The organism is Streptomyces ovatisporus (genome assembly GCF_042653885.1).
Taxonomy (GTDB): Bacteria; Actinomycetota; Actinomycetes; order Streptomycetales; family Streptomycetaceae; genus Streptomyces; species Streptomyces ovatisporus.
This window is the reverse complement of sequence record NZ_JBHSFH010000006.1, coordinates 301,508-323,978: the sequence shown is the minus strand read 5'-3', so window position 1 is coordinate 323,978 and position 22,471 is coordinate 301,508. Positions and strand designations below refer to the sequence as shown.

Annotated in this window: 15 protein-coding genes; 13 read left to right on the top strand and 2 right to left on the bottom strand. The window is 72.0% G+C overall.

Features of this window, described 5'->3' with window-relative positions:
- Positions 1–14: 14 nt before the first annotated feature.
- On the bottom strand, positions 15–1,187 hold the full coding sequence (locus tag ACFPA8_RS12635) for a pyridoxal-phosphate-dependent aminotransferase family protein (RefSeq protein WP_386447003.1): 1,173 nt from the start codon (positions 1,185–1,187) through the stop codon (positions 15–17).
- Positions 1,188–1,285: 98 nt separating this feature from the next.
- Here ACFPA8_RS12635 and ACFPA8_RS12630 point away from each other — a divergent pair, with 98 nt between their 5' ends.
- The 6 genes from ACFPA8_RS12630 to ACFPA8_RS12605 all read left to right on the top strand — a co-directional run bounded on the left by ACFPA8_RS12630 (position 1,286) and on the right by ACFPA8_RS12605 (position 7,726).
- Positions 1,286–2,050, top strand: a complete 765-nt coding sequence (locus tag ACFPA8_RS12630; RefSeq protein ID WP_386447000.1) for an IclR family transcriptional regulator — start codon at positions 1,286–1,288, stop codon at positions 2,048–2,050.
- 231 nt (positions 2,051–2,281) lie between these two features.
- Positions 2,282–3,757 (top strand): SLC13 family permease, encoded by a 1,476-nt coding sequence (locus tag ACFPA8_RS12625; RefSeq protein ID WP_386446998.1) that lies wholly within the window; start codon positions 2,282–2,284, stop codon positions 3,755–3,757.
- Positions 3,758–3,861: 104 nt separating this feature from the next.
- Entirely contained in the window at positions 3,862–4,554 is a 693-nt protein-coding gene (gene rpe / locus ACFPA8_RS12620; protein WP_386446995.1) for a ribulose-phosphate 3-epimerase, read from the top strand.
- 251 nt (positions 4,555–4,805) lie between these two features.
- A complete protein-coding gene (locus tag ACFPA8_RS12615; RefSeq protein WP_386446992.1) occupies positions 4,806–5,795 on the top strand; it encodes a sugar-binding transcriptional regulator in 990 nt (329 codons plus the stop codon).
- Positions 5,796–5,973: 178 nt separating this feature from the next.
- Positions 5,974–6,450: a cation:proton antiporter regulatory subunit gene (locus ACFPA8_RS12610; RefSeq protein WP_386446989.1), complete on the top strand. Its 477-nt coding sequence runs from the start codon at positions 5,974–5,976 to the stop codon at positions 6,448–6,450.
- A 49-nt stretch (positions 6,451–6,499) separates the two neighbouring features.
- Complete coding sequence (locus tag ACFPA8_RS12605; protein WP_386446986.1) at positions 6,500–7,726, top strand: cation:proton antiporter; 1,227 nt, start codon at positions 6,500–6,502, stop codon at positions 7,724–7,726.
- 173 nt (positions 7,727–7,899) lie between these two features.
- Here the strand turns inward: ACFPA8_RS12605 and ACFPA8_RS12600 are convergent, their stop codons facing one another.
- Positions 7,900–8,658 carry a S1 family peptidase gene (locus ACFPA8_RS12600; RefSeq protein ID WP_386446983.1) on the bottom strand — a complete coding sequence of 253 codons (759 nt, stop codon included), beginning with the start codon at positions 8,656–8,658 and terminating at the stop codon, positions 7,900–7,902.
- A gap of 523 nt (positions 8,659–9,181) precedes the next feature.
- On the opposite strand from ACFPA8_RS12600, the gene ACFPA8_RS12595 reads away from it, so the two are divergent.
- The 7 genes from ACFPA8_RS12595 to ACFPA8_RS12565 all read left to right on the top strand — a co-directional run bounded on the left by ACFPA8_RS12595 (position 9,182) and on the right by ACFPA8_RS12565 (position 22,423).
- Positions 9,182–11,164 carry a BTAD domain-containing putative transcriptional regulator gene (locus ACFPA8_RS12595; protein ID WP_386446980.1) on the top strand — a complete coding sequence of 661 codons (1,983 nt, stop codon included), beginning with the start codon at positions 9,182–9,184 and terminating at the stop codon, positions 11,162–11,164.
- A 102-nt stretch (positions 11,165–11,266) separates the two neighbouring features.
- Positions 11,267–13,588: a TOMM precursor leader peptide-binding protein gene (locus tag ACFPA8_RS12590; RefSeq protein WP_386446977.1), complete on the top strand. Its 2,322-nt coding sequence runs from the start codon at positions 11,267–11,269 to the stop codon at positions 13,586–13,588.
- A 64-nt stretch (positions 13,589–13,652) separates the two neighbouring features.
- Complete coding sequence (locus ACFPA8_RS12585; protein ID WP_386446975.1) at positions 13,653–15,596, top strand: TOMM precursor leader peptide-binding protein; 1,944 nt, start codon at positions 13,653–13,655, stop codon at positions 15,594–15,596.
- A 29-nt stretch (positions 15,597–15,625) separates the two neighbouring features.
- Positions 15,626–17,254 (top strand): nitroreductase family protein, encoded by a 1,629-nt coding sequence (locus tag ACFPA8_RS12580; RefSeq protein ID WP_386446972.1) that lies wholly within the window; start codon positions 15,626–15,628, stop codon positions 17,252–17,254.
- A 20-nt stretch (positions 17,255–17,274) separates the two neighbouring features.
- Complete coding sequence (locus ACFPA8_RS12575) at positions 17,275–20,064, top strand: lantibiotic dehydratase (RefSeq protein WP_386446969.1); 2,790 nt, start codon at positions 17,275–17,277, stop codon at positions 20,062–20,064.
- A complete protein-coding gene (locus tag ACFPA8_RS12570) occupies positions 20,064–21,239 on the top strand; it encodes a lantibiotic dehydratase C-terminal domain-containing protein (RefSeq protein ID WP_386446967.1) in 1,176 nt (391 codons plus the stop codon). Before ACFPA8_RS12575 ends, ACFPA8_RS12570 begins: the two co-directional genes overlap by 1 nt.
- Positions 21,236–22,423, top strand: a complete 1,188-nt coding sequence (locus ACFPA8_RS12565) for a metalloprotease (RefSeq protein WP_386446964.1) — start codon at positions 21,236–21,238, stop codon at positions 22,421–22,423. Before ACFPA8_RS12570 ends, ACFPA8_RS12565 begins: the two co-directional genes overlap by 4 nt.
- Positions 22,424–22,471: the final 48 nt, after the last annotated feature.

Here is a 22,471-nt window from a genome sequence, read left to right as displayed (position 1 = left end):
CGGGTCTCCGCCTCTCACTCGGAGCGCAGCACGTCCAGGGCGGCTCCGAGCCCGTCCGGTTCGACGGGGACACCCGCGAGCTCCAGGCCCATCTGCACCCCGGCGAGCGTTCCGGCCAGCGTCAGATCGTTGAAGTGGCCGAGGTGGCCGATCCGGAAGACCCTGCCGGCGAGCTTGCCGAGGCCCGCTCCCAGCGACATGTCGAACCGCTCCAGCACGGTGCTGCGGAACTTGTCGGCGTCGTGCCCCTCGGGCATCAGCACGGCGGTCACCACGCCGGAGGTCTCGCGCTCGTCCGCGCAGAGCACCTCCAGTCCCCAGCCGCGGACGGCCGCCCGGGTGGCGGCGCCGTGCCGTGCGTGCCGTGCGCAGACCTCGGGCAGCCCCTCGGCGTCCAGCATCCGCAGGGCCTCCTCGAGGCCGTAGAGCAGGTTGGTGGCCGGGGTGTAGGAGAAGGAGCCGCGGCGGTTGGCATCGAGGATCGGCTGCCAGTCCCAGTAGGACTTGGGCAGCCGCGAGTGCGCGGATGCCCTGAGCGCCTTGCCGCTGACGGCGTTGAAGCTCAGGCCGGGAGGCAGCATCAGCCCCTTCTGCGAGGCCGAGACGGTGACGTCGACGCCCCACTCGTCGTGCCGGTAGTCGAGGGAGCCGAGCGAGGAGACGGTGTCGACGAGCAGCAGTGCCGGGTGGCCGGCCGCGTCCATCGCCCGGCGGATCTCGGCGACGCGGCTGACGACCCCCGTCGAGGTCTCGTTGTGCACGACGCAGACCGCCTTGACGGCGTGCGCGGTGTCGGCGGAGAGCCGCTCGGCCAGTGCGTCGGGGTCGGCGCCGTGCCGCCAGTCACCCGGTACGCAGTCGGCGTCGACCTCCAGACCGAGGGAGCGGGCGAGGTCACGCCAGAGCGCGGCGAAGTGCCCGGTGTCGAAGGAGAGCACCCGGTCGCCCGGACTGAGTGTGTTGACCAGGGCGGCCTCCCAGGCGCCCGTTCCCGAGGCGGGGTAGATCACGACAGGGCCCGCGGTTCCGAAGACCGGTTTGACCGCTTCGAGGAGACGGAGCGTCAAGGCGGAGAACTCCGGGCCCCGGTGGTCGATGGTCGGCGCCGACATGGCGCGCAGCACCTGGTCGGGGACGTTCGTGGGGCCTGGGATCTGCAGGAAGTGACGACCGGTGCGGGGTGTCATGGGCCCGACTCCTCGGAAGGGTTGTGCCGTTCTGCGGCACGCTGTATCGTCTCACGGCACAGCGGAGCATAGGGTCCCTCTTCGGAACGAGTCAATGGATGCAGAACGTCGTCAACGCCCTCAGAGCCCTCGAGGAAGTCGCCGTCCGGCAGCCGGTCGGTGTCGCCGACCTGGCCAGGGCCCTGGAGCTGCCCAAGAGTTCGGTGCAGCGCACGCTCGTCACGCTGCACGGCGCCGGGTGGATCCGTCCTGCGGTCGGCAGCCCGACGCGGTGGCTCGTCACCACCAAGGCGCTGCACGTGGGACGTCATGCCACGGGTGAACTGGGGCTGCGGGACGTCGCGTTGCCGGTGATGGAGGAGCTGCGCCGCCGGACCGACGAGACGGTCCACCTGGCCGTCCGCGAGGGCAGCAACGTGGTGCTGGTCGAACGTCTGGAGACGAGCCAGCCGGTGCGCATCATCCTGCCGCTGGGCCAGAACCTGTCCATGCACGCCTCGGCCAACGGCAAGGCGGTGCTCGCCGCGGATCCCCCCGAGTCCGCCGAGCGCTACATCGCGGAAGGGCTGCGGTCGTTCACCGGGACGACGATCACCGACCCGCAGAGGCTGCGCGAGGAACTGGAGGAGACCCGGGCGAGGGGTTATGCGACCAACAGCGGGGAGTGGCGCGCGGACGTCTCGGCCGTCGCCTCCGCGGTCGTGGGGGAGAGCGGGCTGCCCTTCGCGAGCATCAGCATCAACGTGCCCACGTCCCGTATGACCCCGGGAGCGCAACCGGGGTTCGGCGCCCTGGTGAACGATGCGGCGAAGCGCGTGAGCGCAGCTCTGGGACGCGCGCACGAGGGAGGCGACGCTCGTTGAGAGATCCCGCCGCGAACTCTTGACTCGCCTCGACCCCCCTCCCATACTCACCCAAGGCGAAAACCGGATTCCGTATCGCGGAATTGCCTTGCCGTGCACTCTTGGTCCGACTGGGCCCGCAGAAGGCGGAGTTGCAGGGGCGGACAGAGCTTCTGAGTGCTTCTGGTCTCCATTCAGAAAGGTACCGGCGCGCCTGTGAAGTGACCGTTCGACCGAAGGCGAGGAAGCCTCGTGTCAGATCAAGTCATATCCATCGTCGGACTGGTGCTGGTATTCGCCGTCGCCACATTCTCCTCGGTCCATATGGGCGCGCTCGCCATCGTCGCCGCATTCGTGGTCGGTACCGCTTTCGTCGGCGAATCCGCGGACGACATATTCGGGGGTTTCCCCGGCGACCTGTTCGTGGTGCTCGTCGGGGTGACATTTCTCTTCGCCATCGCCAAGAACAACGGCACGGTCGACTGGCTCGTACACCGGGCGACAGGAGCCGTGGGCGGCAGAATCGCCCTCATTCCCTGGGTGATGTTCCTGGTCACAGCGGTACTGACGGCCACCGGCGCGGTCGTCCCCGCGGCGGTCGGAATCATCGCGCCCATCGGTATGGGATTCTGCCTGCGCTACCGGATCAGTCCCGTGCTGATGGGGCTGCTCATCATCAACGGAGCGAGTGCGGGCGGCTTTTCACCGATCAGCATCTTCGGCAGCATCACGAACGGCGTGGTCTCCAGGAACGACCTCGCGGGGAATCCGACGCTGCTCTTCGTCAGTTCCTTCGTCTTCAACGTCGTCCTCAGCGTCGCCGTGTTCTTCCTCTTCGGCGGACGCGGCCTGATCGGGAGGCGCGCGGAGGACGAGGCGCCGGACGAGGGCGATGACGCGGAGCGCGGCACTCTCGTCGCGGCGGGCGTGCACGGCGGCTCCGGCGGCAGCACGCCGGGGAAGAACGGGAATCCAGAAGGCGCAGCCGGAGCTCCCGGAACGGCCGCCGGCACCGCGTCCGGGGCGGGTACCAAGGGCGGCACCGCGTCCGGAGCGGGTACCGAGGGCGGCACCGCGTCCGTACCGTCCGCCCCGGCAGCGGCCACGGAGGTGCCCCCCGAGGACCTGCGCCTCGACGGGCCGCGCGTCCTCACCCTCCTCGGTCTGGTGGCCCTCGTCGTCGGATCGCTCTTCTTCGAACTCGACGTCGGCCTGATGGCGCTCACCGTGAGCGTCGTCCTGACCCTCGTCTCCCCGGCCTCGGCGAAGGGGGCCGTGGACCGCTGCGCCTGGTCCACCGTCCTGCTCGTCTGCGGAATCGTGACCTTCGTCAGCATGATGGAGCGCATCGGGACCATCGACTACCTCGGCGACAGCGTCGCCTCCATCAACGCCCCGCTGCTCGCCGCGCTGCTGATCTGCCTCATCGGTGCCGTGGTCTCCGCCTTCGCCTCCACGACGGGCATCCTCGGCGCCCTCATCCCGCTGGCCGTGCCGTTCCTGCAGGACGGGCACGTGGGTGCCGTAGGCATGATCGTCGCGTTGGCGATCTCCTCGTCCGTGGTCGACTCCTCGCCCTTCTCCACCAGCGGTGCCCTGGTCACCGCCAACGCACCGGACGCGGAGCGGGAGAAGGTCTTCAAGCGGCTGATGGTCTGGGGGCTGAGCATGTGCGCCGTGGCGCCGGCCGCGACGTGGGTGCTCTTCGTGATTCCCGGCTGGCTGTGAGGGTGCCGTCGGCGTCGGGCGCGTGCCGGACGCCGGTCGCCGTCCGGTGGACGGAAGGCCCGCCCGCCGGACGGCCCCTGCGCACGGACCGGGATACTGGAGTCATGGTTCAGATCAACCCCAGCATCCTCTCCGCCGACTTCGCCCGACTCGCCGACGAGGCCGAGGCGGTGCGAGGTGCCGACTGGCTCCATGTCGACGTCATGGACGGCCACTTCGTACCCAACCTCACCCTCGGGACGCCCGTCGTGGAGGCGCTGAGCAAGGCGACCAGCACGCCCCTGGACTGTCATCTGATGATCGAGGAACCGGACCGCTGGGCCCCGCAGTACGTGGAGGCGGGTGCTGGTTCCGTCACCTTCCACGCGGAGGCCGCGGCGGCGCCCGTACGGCTCGCACGGGAGATCAAGGCGCTGGGGGCCCGGGCCTCGATGGCGCTCAAGCCCGCGACTCCCGTCGAGCTGTACGAGGATCTGCTTCCCGAACTGGACATGCTGCTGGTCATGACCGTCGAGCCGGGCTTCGGCGGTCAGGCCTTCCTCGACATCATGCTTCCCAAGATCCGCCGTGCCCGGCGGCTGATGGACAAGCACGGACTGCAGATGTGGCTCCAGGTGGACGGCGGAGTCTCCGCCTCCACCATCGAGCAGTGCGCCGAGGCGGGAGCGGACGTCTTCGTGGCCGGGTCGTCCGTCTACGGGACCGACGACCCGGCAGCGGCCGTGCAGGCACTGCGTGAGCAGGCCGAGGAGGCGGCACGCCGGGCGGCGGACGCCTCTTCCCGGACGTCCGTGTAGGGCCCCCGCCGCCGCACCGCGGGGCCCCCGGGTCGGCGGCGCTTCGGAGGACCGGTCCCGTGCGAGCACACTGGAGTCGGGCCCTGCCGCTCCCTCCGGGAGTGCGTGGTCCTTGCACGAGTGGGATCAAGGTCACGTGAGATCTGCAAGGATGAACGCCCCGCGCGGATGCGCACGTACGGCAACGGCCCTGCGGCGAGACGGGGCAAGACAGTGAGGTGAGTACGGTGTCGTCGGGTCGGACCACACGTATGGGGCCCGCCGAGCTCATGCAGGCGGCAGCCATGGCACGCCGCTTCTACCTCGAGGGCAAGTCCAAGATCCAGATCGCGGACGAGTTCGGGGTGAGCCGCTTCAAGGTGGCGAGGGTGCTGGAGACGGCGCTGGAGAGGGACCTGATCCGCATCGAGATCTCGGTCCCCGCGGAGCTCGACGCCGACCGTTCCGACGCGCTCCGGGCACGGTACGGACTGCGGCACGTCGTCGTCGTCGAGTCCCCCTCCGAGGCGGCCGACGACGGCGCCGACCCGGAGAACCTGGGTGAGGTGGCCGCCGACCTGCTCGGCGAACTCGTGACCGACGGCGACGTCCTCGGACTCGCCTGGGGCCGCTCCACCATTCACATGGCCGCCGCCCTGCGCCAGCTTCCCCCCTGCACCGTCGTCCAGCTCACCGGTGTCTACGACGCGGGCACGGCCGACCGCGGCTCGGTCGAGGCGGTCCGGCGGGCGGCGGAGGTCGCGGGCGGCGAAGCCCACCCGATCTACGCCCCGATGCTGCTGCCCGACTCGGCCACCGCGGCCGCTCTCCGCAGCCAGACGGGCATCGCCCGCGCCTTCGAGTACTTCGACAAGGTGACGGTCGCCGCCGTGTCCATCGGTTCGTGGGAGCCGGGCATCTCCACAGTTCACGACATGCTCAGCGACACCGAACGTGAGCACTACTCGTCGCTGGGCGTCGCGGCGGAGATGTCGGCGCACCTCTTCGACACCAGTGGTCGCCGCATCGGCCGCGACCTGGGGGAGCGCTGCATCACCGTCGAGGCGGAGCGGCTGCGGCGCATCCCCGAAGTCGTCGCCATCGCCGGGGGCCAGCGCAAGGCCGGGGCCATCGGCGCGGTGCTGCGCTCGGGCCTCGTCACGAGCCTCGTCACGGACACGGCGGCCGCCGACTACCTGCTGACGGAGACGCAGCCCGGCCCCAAGCCCGCCCTGGAGCGGGCCGACCCGGACGGCTCCTGACCCGGCGGATCCCGGCGGGCGGTGGCCCGGAGAGCGGGACGGGCGTCCCGGGCGGCCGGAGTGAGGGCTGCCGTACCGGGGGAGTTACCCTCGTGACCGGCCGTGCGTCACGGCCCTCACACCGGGCCTCCGGCCCGGGAGGTACCCCAGTGCACTCTCCGAGGAGGCAGAGGCAGCCATGACCACGCAGCGCACCAAGCTGCCGGGAGTCGGCACGCAGTACGACATCGAGACCCGGGCCGGCCGCCACATCTCCGTCGTCACGCACCAGGACGGACGGCGCTTCCTCGGGTTCTACGAGCCGGACGACCCCGACGCCTGCCAGGCCACGGTGCCGCTGGACGCGGACGAGGCCTCGTCCCTCGCCGAGCTGCTGGCGCCGCAGGACACCCCGCGGCTGGGCACCAGCGAGATGGACATCGACCTCGTCACCGAGCGGATCCCGGTGACGACGCAGTCTCCGTACCGCAGCCGTCCGCTGGGCGAGACCCGCGCCCGTACGCGTACCGGGGCCTACATCGTGGCGGTGCTGCGGCGCACCGGACCTCACCCCTCGCCCGGGCCCGAATTCCGGCTGGAGGCAGGGGACTCGGTCGTCGCCGTGGGCACCCGTGAGGGCGTCGACGAGCTGGCCCGCATCATCGGCGGCACCTGACAGACCGTCGCGGCCGGGGCGGAGACGGAGAAAGGGACAGGCCGGGCTCGTGCACGACACCACCGTTCTGCTGATCGAACTGGGCGCCGTGATCCTCGGCCTGGGTCTCGTCGGACGTTTCGCCGGGCGCATCGGCATGTCGCCGATCCCGCTCTACCTCCTGGGCGGTCTCGCCTTCGGGCACGGCGGTCTCTTCCCGCTCAGCGCCACCGAGGGCTTCATCGAGGTCGGGGCGGAGATCGGGGTGCTGCTGCTCCTGCTGCTCCTCGGACTGGAGTACACCGCCTCCGAGCTGGTCACGAGCCTGAGGACGCAGTACCCCTCCGGCGTCGTCGACTTCGTGCTCAACGCCACGCCCGGCGCCCTCGCCGGGCTCCTCCTCGGCTGGGGCCCGGCCGGGGTCCTGGCGCTGGCGGGAGTCACCTGGATCTCCTCCTCGGGCGTCATCGCCAAGGTCCTCACCGACCTGGGGCGGCTCGGCAACCGCGAGACGCCGGTCGTCCTGGGCGTCCTCGTCATGGAGGACCTCTCCATGGCGGTGTACCTGCCGCTGCTGACCGCCATGCTCGCCGGTGCCGGCCTGGCGGGCGGCAGCATCACCCTGCTCGTCGCGCTCGGGACGGTGGGGATCGTCCTGTATCTCGCCCTGCGGCACGGCCGGCTCATAAGCCGCGCGGTCAGCTCCAAGACGCCGGAGATGCTGCTGCTCGTCGTCCTCGGCCTCACACTGCTGGTGGCGGGCGTGGCACAGAAGCTTCAAGTCTCCGCCGCTGTCGGCGCGTTCCTCGTGGGGATCGCCTTGTCGGGCGAGACGGCGGAGAACGCCCGGACTCTGCTGACGCCGCTGCGCGACCTGTTCGCCGCGGTCTTCTTCGTCTTCTTCGGACTCTCGACGACACCGGCCCAGATCCCGCCCGTGCTTCTCCCGGCACTGCTGCTGGCCGTCGTCACCGTCCTGACCAAGATCCTCACGGGCCGGTACGCGGCCCGGCGGGCCGGAGTCAGCAGACGGGGGCAGCTGCGCGCCGGTGGTGCTCTCGTCGCGCGGGGAGAGTTCTCCATCGTCATCGCGGGGCTGGCCGTCAGTGCCGAACCGCGGATCGGTCCCCTGGCCACGGCGTACGTGCTGCTGATGGTCATCTTCGGCCCGCTCGCCGCCCGTTGGACGGAGCCGGCGGTGAGCGGACTGCTCCGCCGCGTGCGGCGCGGGCCGCGAGAGCCGGGGCGTACGCATCCGCCCGCGCACAGCTCGGAGGCGGAGACACTCAAGCGCTGAGGAGATCCGGGCGGACGGAACGGAGGCCCGGGTCCGGGGCGTACCGCGCTGCCGCGGCGGAGGGACCTTCTCCGCGCGGCCCCTCCGCCAGGCGTACCCGCCCGGACGGAGGGGGCTGGCAGGCGTACCCGCCCGGACGGAGGGGCCGGAGCCGCAGCCGTGTGGGGGCTTGTTCAGAGGAGCGTCAGCCCGTAGGCGGCGAGGACTTCCGCGACGGGCTGGTAGTAGGTCGTCCCGGCGGAGGAGGCGACGACGAAGCCGAGGCCGGTGCTCCCGGTGAAGGCCGGTGTGCCGCCCTCCCTGGGCTCCGCCCGGGTGTCGGCGCTGAACAGGCCGTGCACGACGCCGTCGGGGTAGTTGACCGAGAGGTTCACGGCGAGCACGGTTCCGCACTGCATGCCCGCGACCTGGCCGGAGTGACAGACGACGGAGCCCACGGACGGGGCGCCGCTGCCGGTGATGTCGACCGGGCCGCCGGAGGTGCTGATCTCACCGGGGTGGGCGACGTCGGGGTTGGTGTAGCGGATCAGACCGTAGTCGTTGCCGGGGAACGAGGCGCCGGCGGTCGTGCCCACCGGGACCGTCATGGCGGCGTCGGCGTACCAGGTGTCCGCGCCGCTCAGGCACTGGCCGGAGCCGATGCCGTAGTCCTGCGAACCGTCGGTGGCGTTGAAGCCGAGGGTGCAGACCCGGCCGGGGGCGTAGACGGGGTCGCCGCCGCGGATCACCGACTGGCCGGCGGCGGCGGGACGTTCACCGGACGCCGGGCTTGTGGCGGCGGGGCCGGTCGCGGGCGGAGCCGCGGGAGACGGCTCTGCCGCGCTCGCGGCGGGGGCGGCTGTGAGCAGTAAGACGGCCAGGGCGGCGCAGGCCGCGGCCCGGCGTCCGTACGCTGCGGCGCGCGAGCATGAAGCGGATCTTCGCGAACTCAATTGTCGGTCCTCGGCTTTCGGTCGGACGGCCGCGGGAATCTGTTCATCCGTGAACATCGAGGCCGTTTCGGGATTCGCTCATTGTGTGACGAGGCAGATGCGCCGCACCAGACGTCCGAATTCGCACTGTTGGTGCGGAGTGAGGAGAAAAGCCCCACACGGAGCGGCTTGTTGTTTGTGCACGCGTGACAGAAGTCTCGACCTGCATTCCTCTGCTCCCTAGAATGCGTTCGGGACTTCCCACATGTCGGACTCGCAGGCAATGCCCGCTTTTGTGTGTCCGGAGCGGTCGGCGGTAACGGACCATTCCGCTTTCCGTGGGTGGCGGAGACCCGGGGACATTTCCACGGCATCGTGACCACAGGCGCGCTGTGCTGCCTGAGACGGAGGCGGCACGTGAAGGCGGAACCGGATACGGACACGTACCGGGACAGGAGCCACTCGGCCAGGAGTGGTGATTCCGGCCTGGAGTCGACGGCGGCCGCGGACGGCCTGGGCAGAACGGAAAACAGGGGGCAGGCCGATGCGTTTTCAGCTGCTGGGGCCGTTGAGCATCGCAGACGGACAGAACGTCGTCGTCCTCCAGCCTTCCAAGCCCACCAGTCTGCTGGCCGCCCTGCTCGCCCATCCCAACACCGTGGTCGCCACCGGCTATCTGCTGAGGGCCCTCTGGGACGATGAACAGCCGGCCACCGCGAGGGCCGCTCTCCAGACCTGCGTCCTGCGGCTGCGCAGGATCTTCTCCAAGTACGGGATCGCCGACAGCGCCATCGAGGCCGTCCCCGGCGGCTACCGCATGCCCGCCGACGCAGCGACGCTCGACCTGGTCCGCTTCCGTGAACTGGTCAAGGAATCCCGGGAGTCGGAGGACAGCGAGACCGAGCTGTACAGACTCAAGGAGGCGCTGGCCCTGTGGCAGGGGCCGCTCCTCGCGAACGTCTCCTCACAGATGCTGCACCGCGACGAGGTGCCCCGGCTCACCGAGGAGCGGCTGCGCGCGCTGGAGCGTGCCTGCGACATCGAGCTGGCGATGGGACGGTGCCGGCAGGTCCTGGTGGAACTGTGGGAGGCGGCCCGTACGCACCCGGGCCACGAACGCTTCTCGGAGCAGCTCATCGAGGCCCTGTACCGGACGGGACGTCAGGGCGAGGCCTTCGCCGAGTACCGCAGGGTCAAGACCCGGCTGAAGGAGGAACTGGGCGTCGACCCCGGGCCGTCGCTGCAGCGCCTCGAACTGTCGATCCTGCGCGGTGAGGACCTGGGGCCCACGGTCGCCGACCGGACGCCGGCGCTGCCGGCGGGGAGCGCTGCCGTCAGCGTGGAGGCGCTCGCGGACGGAGGAGAGGCCGGGGTCTCCGTGAGCCGCGCACCGTCGCTCACGAGCGCCGCCCCGGCGAAGGCGGCAGGCGGGCGCGTACCGGCACAAGCTGCCGCGCCGTCCCCCGCGTCCGCCGCCTCTGTCCCGTCCGCTGCTCCTCGGGCGCCTGTACGGGCCGCGCGGCCCGCCCCCGTCTCCTGTTTCACCGGCCGCGTCCCCGACGGGGAGGCCATCGGGGAATGGCTGACGTCGAAGCGGGACGCCGCCCCGGCCCTCGTGGTCGTCTCCGGCGCGCCGGGCGTCGGCAAGACCGCCCTCGCGCTGCAGACGGCGCACCGGATCAGAGGCGCCTTCCCGGGTGGATGTCTGGTGCTGCCCCTGGTCCGTCCCGACGGCAGCGGCGTCACCACGGACGAGGCGACGGAGGCGCTCGCTTCGCTGCGGGAGGACGCGGACGGCTCGTCCGGCGAGGCGCGGGGACGTTCGCTGCTGGTGCTCGACGACGCGCTCAGCGCCGACCAGGTGCGTCCGCTGCTGCCCGCCGCAGAGGGCAGCGCCGTCCTCGTCACGAGCAGACGCGGTCTGGCGGGCCTGGTGGCCACCCACGGCGGGCTCGTGCACCGGCTGGGCACGCTCTGCCCCGAGGAGTCGCGGCAGCTGCTGGTCAGCACCCTCGGCGAGGAGCGGGTCGCGGCGGAGCCCGCGGCGGCGGACCGGCTGGCGTCGCTGTGCGGTCACTTCCCGCTCGGCCTGCGCATCGCCGCGGCACGCCTCCTGACGCGGCCGGGTCTGCGCATCGCCGACTGCGCCGAGTGGATCGCCGGGGACGTACCGGGCCGGCTGGCTCTGACCGACGACCCCCGCATGTCCGTGCCGAACGTCCTCGACGGTGCGCTCGGGCGTCTGGAGCCGCGGCTGGCCGAGGCGTTCGTACGCGTCGCCGGCGGGCGGAGCGACGCCGGGCAGGAACACGGGCAGCCCGACGCGGCAGTGCCCTCCGGACTCCGGCCGGTGTCGGCGCATCCGCCGGGAGTCACCGAGGAGATGCTCGAACAGCTCGCGGACGCCGGCCTGCTGGAGGACGGACCGCCCGGCCCGTACCGCATGCACGAGCTGCTGCGCCGCTACGCGCGTCGATCGGCAGGGGAGCCCGACGACCGGGAACTTCCGGAAGGCCATCCGGGCTGAGGCCCCTCCGGCCCTTCCGGCCCTTCCGGCCACATCGCACCGACCGCGCAGCCGCCTCGACCGCGCCCGACGGCGCCCGACCAAGCAGGGGTGTCCCACAACATGGCAACAGCCGCCTACGAAGCCGTAGCCGCGACGCGTCCACGTATCCGCCGCGACGTGCTCTACACCGAGACTCCGGAAGGGGTGCTCTTCCACAACGCCGACGGCGGATTCCAGCTCACCGCCAAGTCGGCGTACAGGTTCGCCACTCTGATCGTCCCGCACCTGAACGGGCAGCATTCGGTGAGCGAGATCAGCGAGGGCTTCGGCGAGAGACAACGCGCCATGCTCGGCGAGCTGGTCAGGACGCTCTACGCCCGGGGCTTCGCACGCGACGTGCCCGAACCCACGGGCCGGCCCGGCGACGAGGGCTTCCCCTCACCGGACGCCGCACGCCGCTTCGCCGCGCAGATCTCCTACGTCGACCACTACGCCGACGACGCCCAGCGGCGCTTCCAGCGGTACCGCGGTTCCCGCGTGGCCGTCCTGGGCGAGGACGACGTCGCCCGCTGGTGCGTGCTGAGCCTGATACGCAACGGCAGTTCGGCGATCGGCGTGCTTCCCGGGCTCGAACGGCCGGAGATCGACAAGGAGGCCGCCGAGGCCGCTGCCGACGGATGCCCGGTGCGGCTCACCACACTGCCCGGTGACCGGGACGCGGCCGGCTCCCCGGACGGCCACAGCTGGGCCGGCCTCGACTCGTACGACGTCGTCCTGGTCACCGGAGGCCCGCTGGCGGCGCAGCGGCTCTTCCCCCTGCTGAAGGCGGGGATTCCGGACGGGCCTGCCGTCATCGCCGCGTGGTCCTACGGGCAACAGGCCGTCGTGGGACCGCTGATGGCGCGGGGCCGCAGCGGATGCTTCTCGTGCGCCGTGCTGCGCCTGGGGGCGGGCGAGGGGGCCGCCGCCGCGGCCGACGTGTGGAGCGCTCTGGCCATGCCCGGTGCCGTTCCGGCGGGTGGAACCCCCGGCGGACCGCTCGCCGCGATGACGGGCAACATGCTCGGCTACGAGGTCTTCCGGTTCACCACCGGGGCGCTGCGGGCCGAGACCGACGGTCAGCTGATCGTCCAGGACATGGCCTCGCTCGACGTCACCTCGGAGCCCCTGCTGCCGCATCCCCGCTGCACCTTGTGCTCGACGGCCGACGGTTCCGCTTCCGTCGCCGCGGCGGCGCGGCCCGCGGGCGAGGCCGGCACCTTCGACCTGGCCGCGGCCGACGCCGGCGGGGTGCCCATGCCGAGCGTGGCGACCGCCCGGGAGGCCGACGGCCTCGTCGAGGAGCTGAACCGGCGTTCCGTCCTGGTACGGGAGCACGCCGGGGTGTTCAAAAGGTTCGCCGACGAGGCGCTGACCCAGCTCCCGCTCAAGGCCGGAATCGTCGAACTCGGCGTCGGCCACGGCCACTTGCGAAGCATCGCGGCCTTCGACGTGCACCACGTGGCCGGTGCCCGCATGCGCGCGCTGAACGCGGCAGCAGCGGTCTACGCGGAGCACGTCGTCCCCTCCGGCCCGCTGGTCACGGGTGAACGGCTCGACGCGGCGCGCGAGTCGATGCCCGCCGTGGCGCCCGGGCAGCTGACGACCGCCAGTGGCGCAGGGGGGCCCGAGACCGGCGTGGCCGCCTGGGCTGTGGCGACATCGCTGGTCGGCAAGGAGCAGGTCCTCGTGCCCGCCGCCGCCGTCCGCACCTTCACGCCGGCCAACTCCGCCCGGCTCTTCGAGGCGACGAGCGCGGGTACCGGTGCCGGTGCGTCGCCGGCGGGTGCGGCGGCCCGCGGTCTGCTCTCCGCACTGGCCCACGACGCGCTGCTGCGGACCCTGCGGGGCGCCGCGGCGCTGCGGGTCCGGATCGGGCAGGGGGGCGCGGGTGAGGCTGCAGACGCCGGTGCGGACACCGGTGCGGACACCGGTGCGGACGCTGAAATCACCTTCCTCGCACGCTCGTTGGACCAGCTCGGCCTCCGGTGGGAGCTGCTGGACCTCCGGGAGGAGAGCCGCAGCGGAGTGCACGTGCTCCTCGCCCACGCCGAAGGTGAGTGGGCCGTGGGAAGCGAGACCAGCCGGAGCGGCGCCGCGGCGGCGGCCCTCCGGGACCTGCTCGGACGGATACAGCTGAGCCGCGAGGAGCACGCCGCGGCGGCCGACACCGGTGATCCGCTGCTGCGGGATCTCGCACCGAGTGCCCTCCCGGCCGAGGACGGTCCCGGAACGTTCACTTCCGGAGCCGGTGAACCCGTGGCGTGGTCCGACGTCCTGGAGAGACTGCGCGAGGCGGGCCGGGACGCGCTGGTGGTGCCCACCGGCTCCGCCGACCTGCAGAGCGCCGGCATCAGCACCGTCCGCGTGCTGCTCACCCGGGGCGCCGGTCATGGCGGCTAGCGCGGCCCCGGCCCGTCCGCCGGGTGCCGGGCGGGAACCGGCTCCGGTGCCGGCGCTCACCGCTATGCTCGCCCGGAGCCTGTCCCGGCTGGACGGGGCCGAGGCGTCGGTCGCAGTGCTGGGCAGCCGGGACGAGTTCGCCGCCGCGGAGGGCGGCCCGCAGCCTCACGACGCCGGTGCGGTACCCGTGCACGTCTACGGGCAGCACGTCCTCGTCGGCCCCGTCCGGCAGAGCGAGGAGGACGGTGGCGCCGTCCGTGCCTGTCCCCGCTGTCTGGCCCGGCGCTGGCAGTCCGTGCGCTCGGTGTCCCTGCGCGACGCGCTGGAGACCGGCGGCGCGACCCACGCGGCGGGGGAGTGGCCCTACGCCACGCCCTTCGCGGTGGATGCCGTCGCGGCGCTCGTCACGGCCGTACGGGACCGTGCCGCACGGCGCCGTCCCGGGGGACGGGCGACGGCCGGAGCCGTGGACGGCGACGAGGGGCCCGGTCTCTTCCCGGAGGTGCACCTGCTGGACCTGCGCGCCCTGACCGTCCGCCACTACCCCCTCGTCCCCGACCCGCAGTGCCCTGAGTGCGGGACGCCCGCGGCCGACGACGAGGAAGCGGCGCGGATGGCCCTGCGGGCGGCGCCCGAGTACAAGTCCGGCTCGTTCAGGGTGCGTTCGCTGGACGACTACGACATCGACGTGGCGGCGTTCGCCAATCCGGTGTGCGGGGCGCTGGGACCCTCCGTCGTGCACGACGTCTCGTCCACGTCGACCTCGGCGACCATCGGCTGCTTCTCGATGCGTTCGGGCGAGTATCTCCGCGAGACGTTCTGGGGCGGCCACGCCGACTCGTTCCGCGCGAGCGCCCGCATCGGAGTGCTGGAGGGGCTGGAGCGCTACGCGGGGATGCGGGCACGGGCCAAGGTCACCCAAGTGAAGGGAACACTGGAGGAGTTCGGGGAGCTCGCGGTGGACCCCCGCGTCGTCGGGCTGTACTCCCGGGAGTTCTACCGCGCCAACCCCCGGGTGGTTCCCTTCACTCCCGACCGTGAGATCCCCTGGGTGTGGGGCTACTCCCTCCGGGACGGGGCTCCGCGCCTGGTGCCCGAGGTGCTGACGTACTACCACGCGCCGGGACTCGAGAACCGCTTCGTGCAGGAGAGCTCCAACGGCTGTGCCTCGGGCGGTTCGCTGGAGGAGGCGGTCTACTTCGGCCTGATGGAGGTCCTGGAGCGCGACGCGTTCCTGCTCGCCTGGTACGGGATGCAGCCGCTGCCGGAGATCGACCCCTCGACCAGCGAACGTCCGGCGACCAGGCACATGGTCGACCGGCTGGAGATGTACGGCTACCGCGCCCGCTTCTTCGACACCCGCATCACCTTCCCGGTACCCGTGATCACCGGTGTCGCCGAACGGTTCGACGGCGGTCCCGGCCGCATGTGCTTCGGAGCAGGCGCCGGGCTGGACCCGGAGGCCGCGCTCGACGGCGCGCTGTGCGAGATCGCCACCGACGCCGTCAACCTGCCGGGCCGCACCGAGAAGGACGAGGCACGGCTGCGCGCCATGTCGGAGGACTTCAGCCGGGTCACTGCCCTGCACGACCACCCGCTGCTGTACGGCATACCGGAGATGGGCCGGTACGCCGACTTCCTGCTGCACCCTCGCACCGGACGTGCGGCCGGACTCCGTGTCACGGACCTCCGCTGGGCCGGAGCGGACCGCGGAGGGGAAGCGGGCGGCGTCCGTGACATCCGCGAGGAGCTGGGGCGCTGCGTGGAGACGGTGACGGCGGCGGGCTTCGACGTGGTCGCCGTCGACCAGACCCTGCCCGAGCAGCGCATGCTCGGGCTGCACACCGTCAGCGTCCTCGTACCGGGGCTGCTGCCCATCGACTTCGGCTGGTCCCGGCAGCGGGCGCGCACCATGCCGAGGATGCGCACGGCGCTGCGGGAGGCGGGACTGCGCGAGGAGGACGTCGGTCCTGCGGACCTCAACCCGGCGCCCCATCCCTTCCCCTGACCGTCCGTCCAGAGAGAGGAGTGTCTCCCGTGGGATATGCCCGTGACTACGCGGACGCCATCAAGCACCGCGCCAGAGTGCCGATGGAGCCGGCCGACTTCGTTCCCGACTGGGCTGACCGCCCGAGGAAGGGCAAGTTCTACCCCGGAGTCGAGTCCTTCCCGCTGCCCGCGACGGACTACCCGTCCGGAGCGAGCGCCGAAGCCGGCTGCCTGCCCGGCCGGCAGCCGCTCCCCGAGAGCCCCTTCACGCTGCCGCTGCTGTCGGGGATGCTGCAGGACTCCTACGGGCTGGTCGGCCGGCGCCTGGGCGTACAGGCCAACAGCGACCTCGCCGCACTGCCGCACTACACCCGGACGAACTGGTCGCGCGGAACGGCCTCCGGGGGAGGGCTCTACCCCGTCAGCATCTACTGGGCCTGCGGTCCCAGCGGACCGCTCACGCCGGGGGTCTACTACTACGCGAACCAACAGCACGCCGTGCAGCGGTTGCTGACAGGCGACGTGACGGGCCACGTGCGGGAGGCGACCGGCTGCGGCGAACCGGGCCCGCAGACCGACCAGTTCCTGATCCTGGGCGTCAAGTACTGGCAGAACTCCTTCAAGTACAACAGCTTCTCCTTCCATGTCGTCAGCATGGACATCGGCACCGTCCTGCAGAGCTGGCGCATGTGGGCACGGGCACGCGGGCTGCGGATCGAGCCGGCGATGTGGTTCGACGAGCCCCGGCTGAACCGGCTGCTGGGGACGGCCGAGGAGGAAGAGGGCGTCTTCGCCGTCGTGCCGCTCTCATGGGAGCCGCGCGAGTCCGGGGAGGGCGGCGCGACGGCCCCCGCGCGTCCCGCCGTACCCGGAGCGGCTGCCGCCCCTGCTCCGTCGGTCCGTCACAAGGACGTCGAACTGTCCCGCAAGGTGCTCGCGTTCGACATCCTGGAGCGCGTACGCGAAGCGACCGCCGCGGACCCGGACGCCCGGCCCGCTCCCGGAGCGCTCGCCGCCGCCGAAGCCGTCCCGCTCCCCGGGACGGGCGATCCCCTCCCGCTCCCGCCGCCCCGTACGGAACCGGTGACCGTGCGGGACGCCCTGCGCCGCCGCCGCAGCAGCTTCGGCCGCTTCGACGCCGAACGCCCGGTAACCGCCGAGCAGTTGGGCACCGCCCTGGCGGCCTCCGCCGGAGTCTCGCTGGAGACCGACGCCGAACCCCCGGGCGGCAGGCGGCTGATCAAGCTGTACGCCTTCGTCAACCACGTGGAGGGCATCGAGCCGGGTGCCTACGAGTACGACGGCGACGCCCACGCGCTGCGGCTCGTGGTGCCGGGCCCGCACGGCGAGTTCCTCCAGCGCAACTACTTCCTCGCCAACTACAACCTCGAACAGAGCGGCGCGGTGCTCGTCCCCACCGTCCGGACGACAGCGGTCCTCGACGCCGTCGGCGACCGCGGATACCGCCTGTACGGAGCCACCACGGGAGCCGTCTCGCAGGCCTTCTACACCGTCTGCACCGCGCTCGGTCTCGGCTCCGGCGTCGCACTGGGCTTCGACAACGTCTCGTACATCGAGCGGCTGCGCCTGGAACGCACCGGGGAGACGCCGCTGCTGATCATGCTGCTCGGCCACGAGCGGCCCCGGCCCGCCGACTTCCGCCACGAGATCGCCTGACGGCGATGAGGGAAAACGCCATGACCTCTGTGACCACGTCCTGGGAACCCGGGCAGCGCTTCATGCTCCGGGTCGCCGGACTGCCGGCCGAGTCCGTCCACGCGCTGCGCTGCCCCGACAGCTGCCGGTGGGCCGACCGGGTGCTGACGGAGGAGGACCGGCTGCGCGAACGGGCGGCCGAGCTGTCCGACGTCCTGCACGCGCTGGTCACCACCACGGACACCGCCGTACGCGGCGAAGGGGACCAGCGCCGGCGCCGGCTGCTCTCGCTGCGCCGGGAGATCTTCAACAACCGTCTCCCCGCCGCCCCGGACGCCGCCGCGGAGTTCATCACCGGCCTCGACGAAGACGCGGGACGGCAGGTCGGCGACTGGCTCGAGCGGCGCCGCCGGCTCGAACAACTACGCGTCGAGGGAGAGCAGTTGCTCGCCGCGGACCTCGACCGCAGCCGCGCCGCCCTGCGGGAGCTGGTGGGTGAGGAGCGGCTGCGGCGCGGCCTGCTGCTGGCCTCGCCGACGCTGGACGGCCAGCTGGAGGGCTACCTGCGCAAGCCGGTCACAGGCGCACGCCCCGACAAGCGGACACGCAAGGTCGAACGCTCGCTGCTGTCCTACCTGTACCGGACAGCCTGCAAGACCAGCCCCTTCAGCACCTTCACCGGAGTCGCCACCGGGCTGTTCCTGCCCGCTGCCGGGGCCGGGGAGCACAGCAGCGGCGATGCGGCGGTCCGGCTGCCCGACGTCTGGGAGAGCCGCGCCCGGCTCAACGTGCTCGTGCTCGGCCGCCTCGCCGAACTCGTCCTGGCCGACCCCGCCCGCCGCGCGGACCTTCCCGTGCGGCTCGCCTCCGGCTGGGGACGGGACGAGGACAGGGTCCGCTACGTACGGCGCTGGGTCACCGCCGGCGACGACGAGGCGACCGTGACCTTCGACGCGGTGAAGGACCGGCTCTTCTTCCTGCGCCGCAGCGGAATCCTCGACCGGCTGCTCGCCCTGTTCGAGGGCCGACCCGAACTGCGTTACCGGGAACTGGCCGAGTGGCTCGGCAGCGAGCACGACGCACCGCCCGAGCAGTGCGAGACGTATCTGGCGGCCCTGCTGCAGCTCGGCATGATCAGGGTGCCGTGTCTGGAGACCGACGTGCACAGCCCGGACCCGCTGCGCTCCTTCCAGGAGGCGCTGCGGACGCTGGGCCGTTCCTGGGCCGACCGGATCGCGGACGGACTCGACGCCACGGCGGAAGCCGTCGCGGCCTTCCCCGCGGCGGACGTGGCCCGGCGCGCCGGACTCCTGCGCGAACTGCGCGAGGGGCTGCACGGCCTGCAGCGGCAGCTCGGCGCAGCGGAACCGAGCCTGCCGCAGACCGTCCTCTACGAGGACACGGCCGCCGGACAGGACCTGGAGTGCCGGTGGCCCGCGTGGCAGGGGCGGGTCGGCGAGGATCTGCGGACGCTGGAGAGCGTCCTGCCCGCCTTCGACCTGACGCTGCCCCAGCGTGTCACCTTCAAGGGCTTCTTCCTCGCCCGGTACGGCCGCGGCGGACGGTGCGAGGACCTGCTCGGCCTCGTGCACGACTTCCACGAGGACTTCTTCGACCAGTACCTCTCCTTCACCGCCAAGCGCCGCGCGTACGACGACCAGGGCGAGTACGTGCCGGAGGAGAACTGGCTGGGCCTGCCCGGCATCAAGGCCGTGGACTCCGCTCGCCGTCTCTTCACCGACCGGATGCGCAAGCTGTGGGCGGACCGCGGCGACGCGTCCGAACTCTTCCTGCAGCGCGCGCACCTGGAAGAGACGGCCGCCGAACTGACCTCTGTGGCATCCGACTTCGCCCCGCAGAGCCACCATCTCCAGATCGCGTCCGAGGACGGCGCCGATCCGCTCGTCGTGGTCAACCGCTCCTACGGCGGGCTCGCGTTCCCCTTCAGCCGGTTCACGCACCTCTACGACGGCGCCGGCGGGCACTCCGCCCCGGACGCGAGCGCCGAGCCCTCCCCGTCCGGTCTGTCGGTGGCGCTGCGGAAGACCGCCGCGCAAGTCACCCCGCCCGGCGCGGTACTGGCGGAAGTCACCGGCGGCCCCGTCACCAGCAACCTCAACCTGCACGGCAGGCTCACCGATTACGAGATCGTCTGCCCCGGCGAGACCTCCACCGTCCCGGAGGAGGCCCGCCTCCACCTGGACGACCTGTACGTCGAGCACGACGAGGACGCCGACCGGCTGCTGCTGCGCTCACGGCGGCTGGACCGTGAAGTGATCCCCGTCTACCTCGGCTACCTGGTGCCGCTGGCGCTGCCGGAGATCCCGCGCACCCTGCTGCTGCTCTCACCGTCGTCCATGGCCCGCGCCGACGTCTGGGGCGGCGTGCCGGAGGCAGAGCCTCGCGAGGGCGTGACGGTGCGTCCCCGGGTGCGCTACGGCAGTCTCGTGCTCAGCCGGCGCAGCTGGACCACGACCGCCGCCCGGCTCCCCGTCCGTCAGCAGCCCGGCGTGTCCGACGCGGAGTGGTTCCTCGGCTGGCAGCGCTGGCGCCGCCTGCACACCCTGCCCGCCCGGGTGTTCGCGACCGTCACCGGCGGATCGGACGGCCGGGGAGGCGCCGGTGCCAAGCCCAGCTGCGTCGACTTCGACAGCCCGCTGTCCCTGACCGCCTTCGAAGCCCTGGTCAGGAACGAGGCAGACCGGATCGTCCTGCGCGAGATGCTCCCCACCGAGGACGGCCTGCACGTGCGCTCCTCGCGGGGCGGTCACGTCGCCGAACTGTCCGTCGAGACCTTCACTTCGAGAAGACCCGCGAAGGACGTGCTCTGATGTCGCAGCCCCAGCCCACCACGCACGCAGCAGCGGCGGCCCCCGCGACCGGTGGCGGCACCGAAGCGGACCGGGGCGCCGTGACCCCGGGCGAATGGCAGCCGCTCCACATCTTCTACGCCGCCAACCCGCAGCCCCTGCTGGTCAGTTGCATACGCCCTCTGATCGCCTCCCTGCGGGAGGACGGCCTGCTCGCCGGGCACTTCTTCCTCAACTACTGGCTCGAAGGGCCACATGTACGCCTCCGGCTGAAGCCCGCCTGCCCGGAGGCGACCGGCGAGGTGCGCCGCCGCGCGGAGGAGGCGGTCGACGCCTTCCTGCGGTCCCGCCCGGCGCTCTACGAGGTGGACACCGGCTTCCTGAACGAGTTCTACAACGCGCTGTTCGAGATCGAGTTCCCGCACGGTGACCGCGGCGACTTCATGGGCGAGGACGGCCGCATGAACCTGCGCCCCAACAACTCCCGTTCGTGGGAGCCCTATTCGCCCGAGTACACCAAGTACGGCGGCCCGGCCGGGGTCGAGCTCGCCGAGTGGCACTTCGCGCACTCCAGCGACCTGGTGATGGACGCCTTCAGCACCATGAACCTGCATCTGCGCACCGTGCTGCTGGGCACCTCGGCGCAGTTGATGATGGTCATGCTCAGCTGCTTCCTGCCCGACGCCCGCAAGCAGGCCGACTACCTGGACCAGTACTACGAGTTCTGGCACAGGGCCTTCCCCGGCACCGGGTTCATCGGCTCCAAGGAGTACGACCGCAACTACGCCGAGACCGCGCCCGGACTGCGCCGCCGCTACCGGGAGATCCGCGAAGCAGTCGCAGCGATGCGCGCGGACCGCGAAGGAGGAACGGCCGGCGGAGCCGGTGAGCCGGTCCGGCTCCCCGCGTTCCTGCAGGGCTGGTCGCAGCACTGCCTCGAACTGCGCTCGCGCGTGGTGTCGTCGGCCGGCAGCGGCCTGCTGGTCTTCGCCTCGCCCGAGGACGAGGACGCCGAGCCCACCACCGATCTGGCGCATGTGCTGCCGACGCTCCTCTCGCCGTACATGCATATGACCAACAACCGCCTGCACGTGACGATCAGGGACGAGGCGTACCTCGCCCACGTCCTCGGCCGGGTCCTGCGCGAGGACCTCGACGGGGAGGCCGGACCGACCGCCCCGGCGGTGGGGCCATGACCGTGGAATCCTCCGGAACCGTCGAACCGTCCGGGATGCTCGCGCAGCGGCCCGCGCTCAGGCCGGACGTGCTCGTCAGCCCACCGCTGCTGCGCGCCGCCTCGACGGTCCACCTGGTCAAGAACCCGCACACCGGGGGATCGTTCGAGGTCGGCGCGAAGGAGTGCTTCCTCATCTCCCGGCTGGACGGCGGGCGCACCCTCGAAGAGATCGGGGCGGAGTACGCGCAGCACTTCGGCAAGCGGCTGGGCGAGGCCAACTGGCGGCAGCTGCTGGGACTTCTCGGCAGCCGGGGTCTCCTCGCGGGCGCTCCGGGACCCGGCGCTCCGGGACCGGGCGCTCCGGGGCCCGGCCCGGCCGCCCGGCAGCCGGCGTCCCGGGTCCCGCCGGAGGGCGGTGGCATGGTCGTGGGCGGCGTTCTGCGGGGCCGGGTGCGGATGGTGGCCGACGCGGAGGCGGCCACAGCTGCGCTGCACCGTGCGCTGCGTCCGCTGCTGCGGCCCGTCGTGCTGCTCCCGCTGCTCGCTCTGACGCTGGTCATGGAGGTTCTTCTCGCGTTTCGGGCGGGCGAGTTGGGCCGGGACACGTGGTGGCTGGCACAGCATCCGGTGGCCCTGCTGGCGGTGTGCGTCGTCATCTGGTTCAGCATCGCCCTGCACGAGCTCGCGCACGGTCTCGCGGCCCGCCACTACGGGGCCACCGTCCACGAGATCGGGCTCCGCTGGCGTCTGCCGCTGGCGATCATGTACTGCACCGTCGGCGACTACGTGTATCTGCGGCACCGGAGACACCAGCTCGTCATCGCCGGTGCGGGGGCGTTCGTGAACCTGGTGGTCCTGCTGCCGGCAGCCGCGTGGTGGTACGCGCTGCCGCCGGACGACTCCACCCGGAAGGTCCTTTCCGGACTGCTGCTCCTGGGCAGCTTCCAGGCGCTGGTGAATCTTGTTCCGCTGCCACCTCTGGACGGCTACGCCATGCTCAGCCATGCTCTGCGGATCTCCCGCTACGCCCCGGAGAGCGGCCGGTATCTCAGGCTGCGGATGCGTGACCGAGCTGCCGCTGCCGCCTACCCGCGCCGGGCCCGCACTCTCTACACCGCCTACGCGGTCGGCTCCGCCGTCCTTGTCTGCTGCGTGCTGACCGGGGCGGCCGCCGCCGCGTACGTCTTCCTGACCTCTTCCTAGCCGTCCGCCAGCCGTCCGACCAGCCAGTACGCCGACCGGCGTCCGACC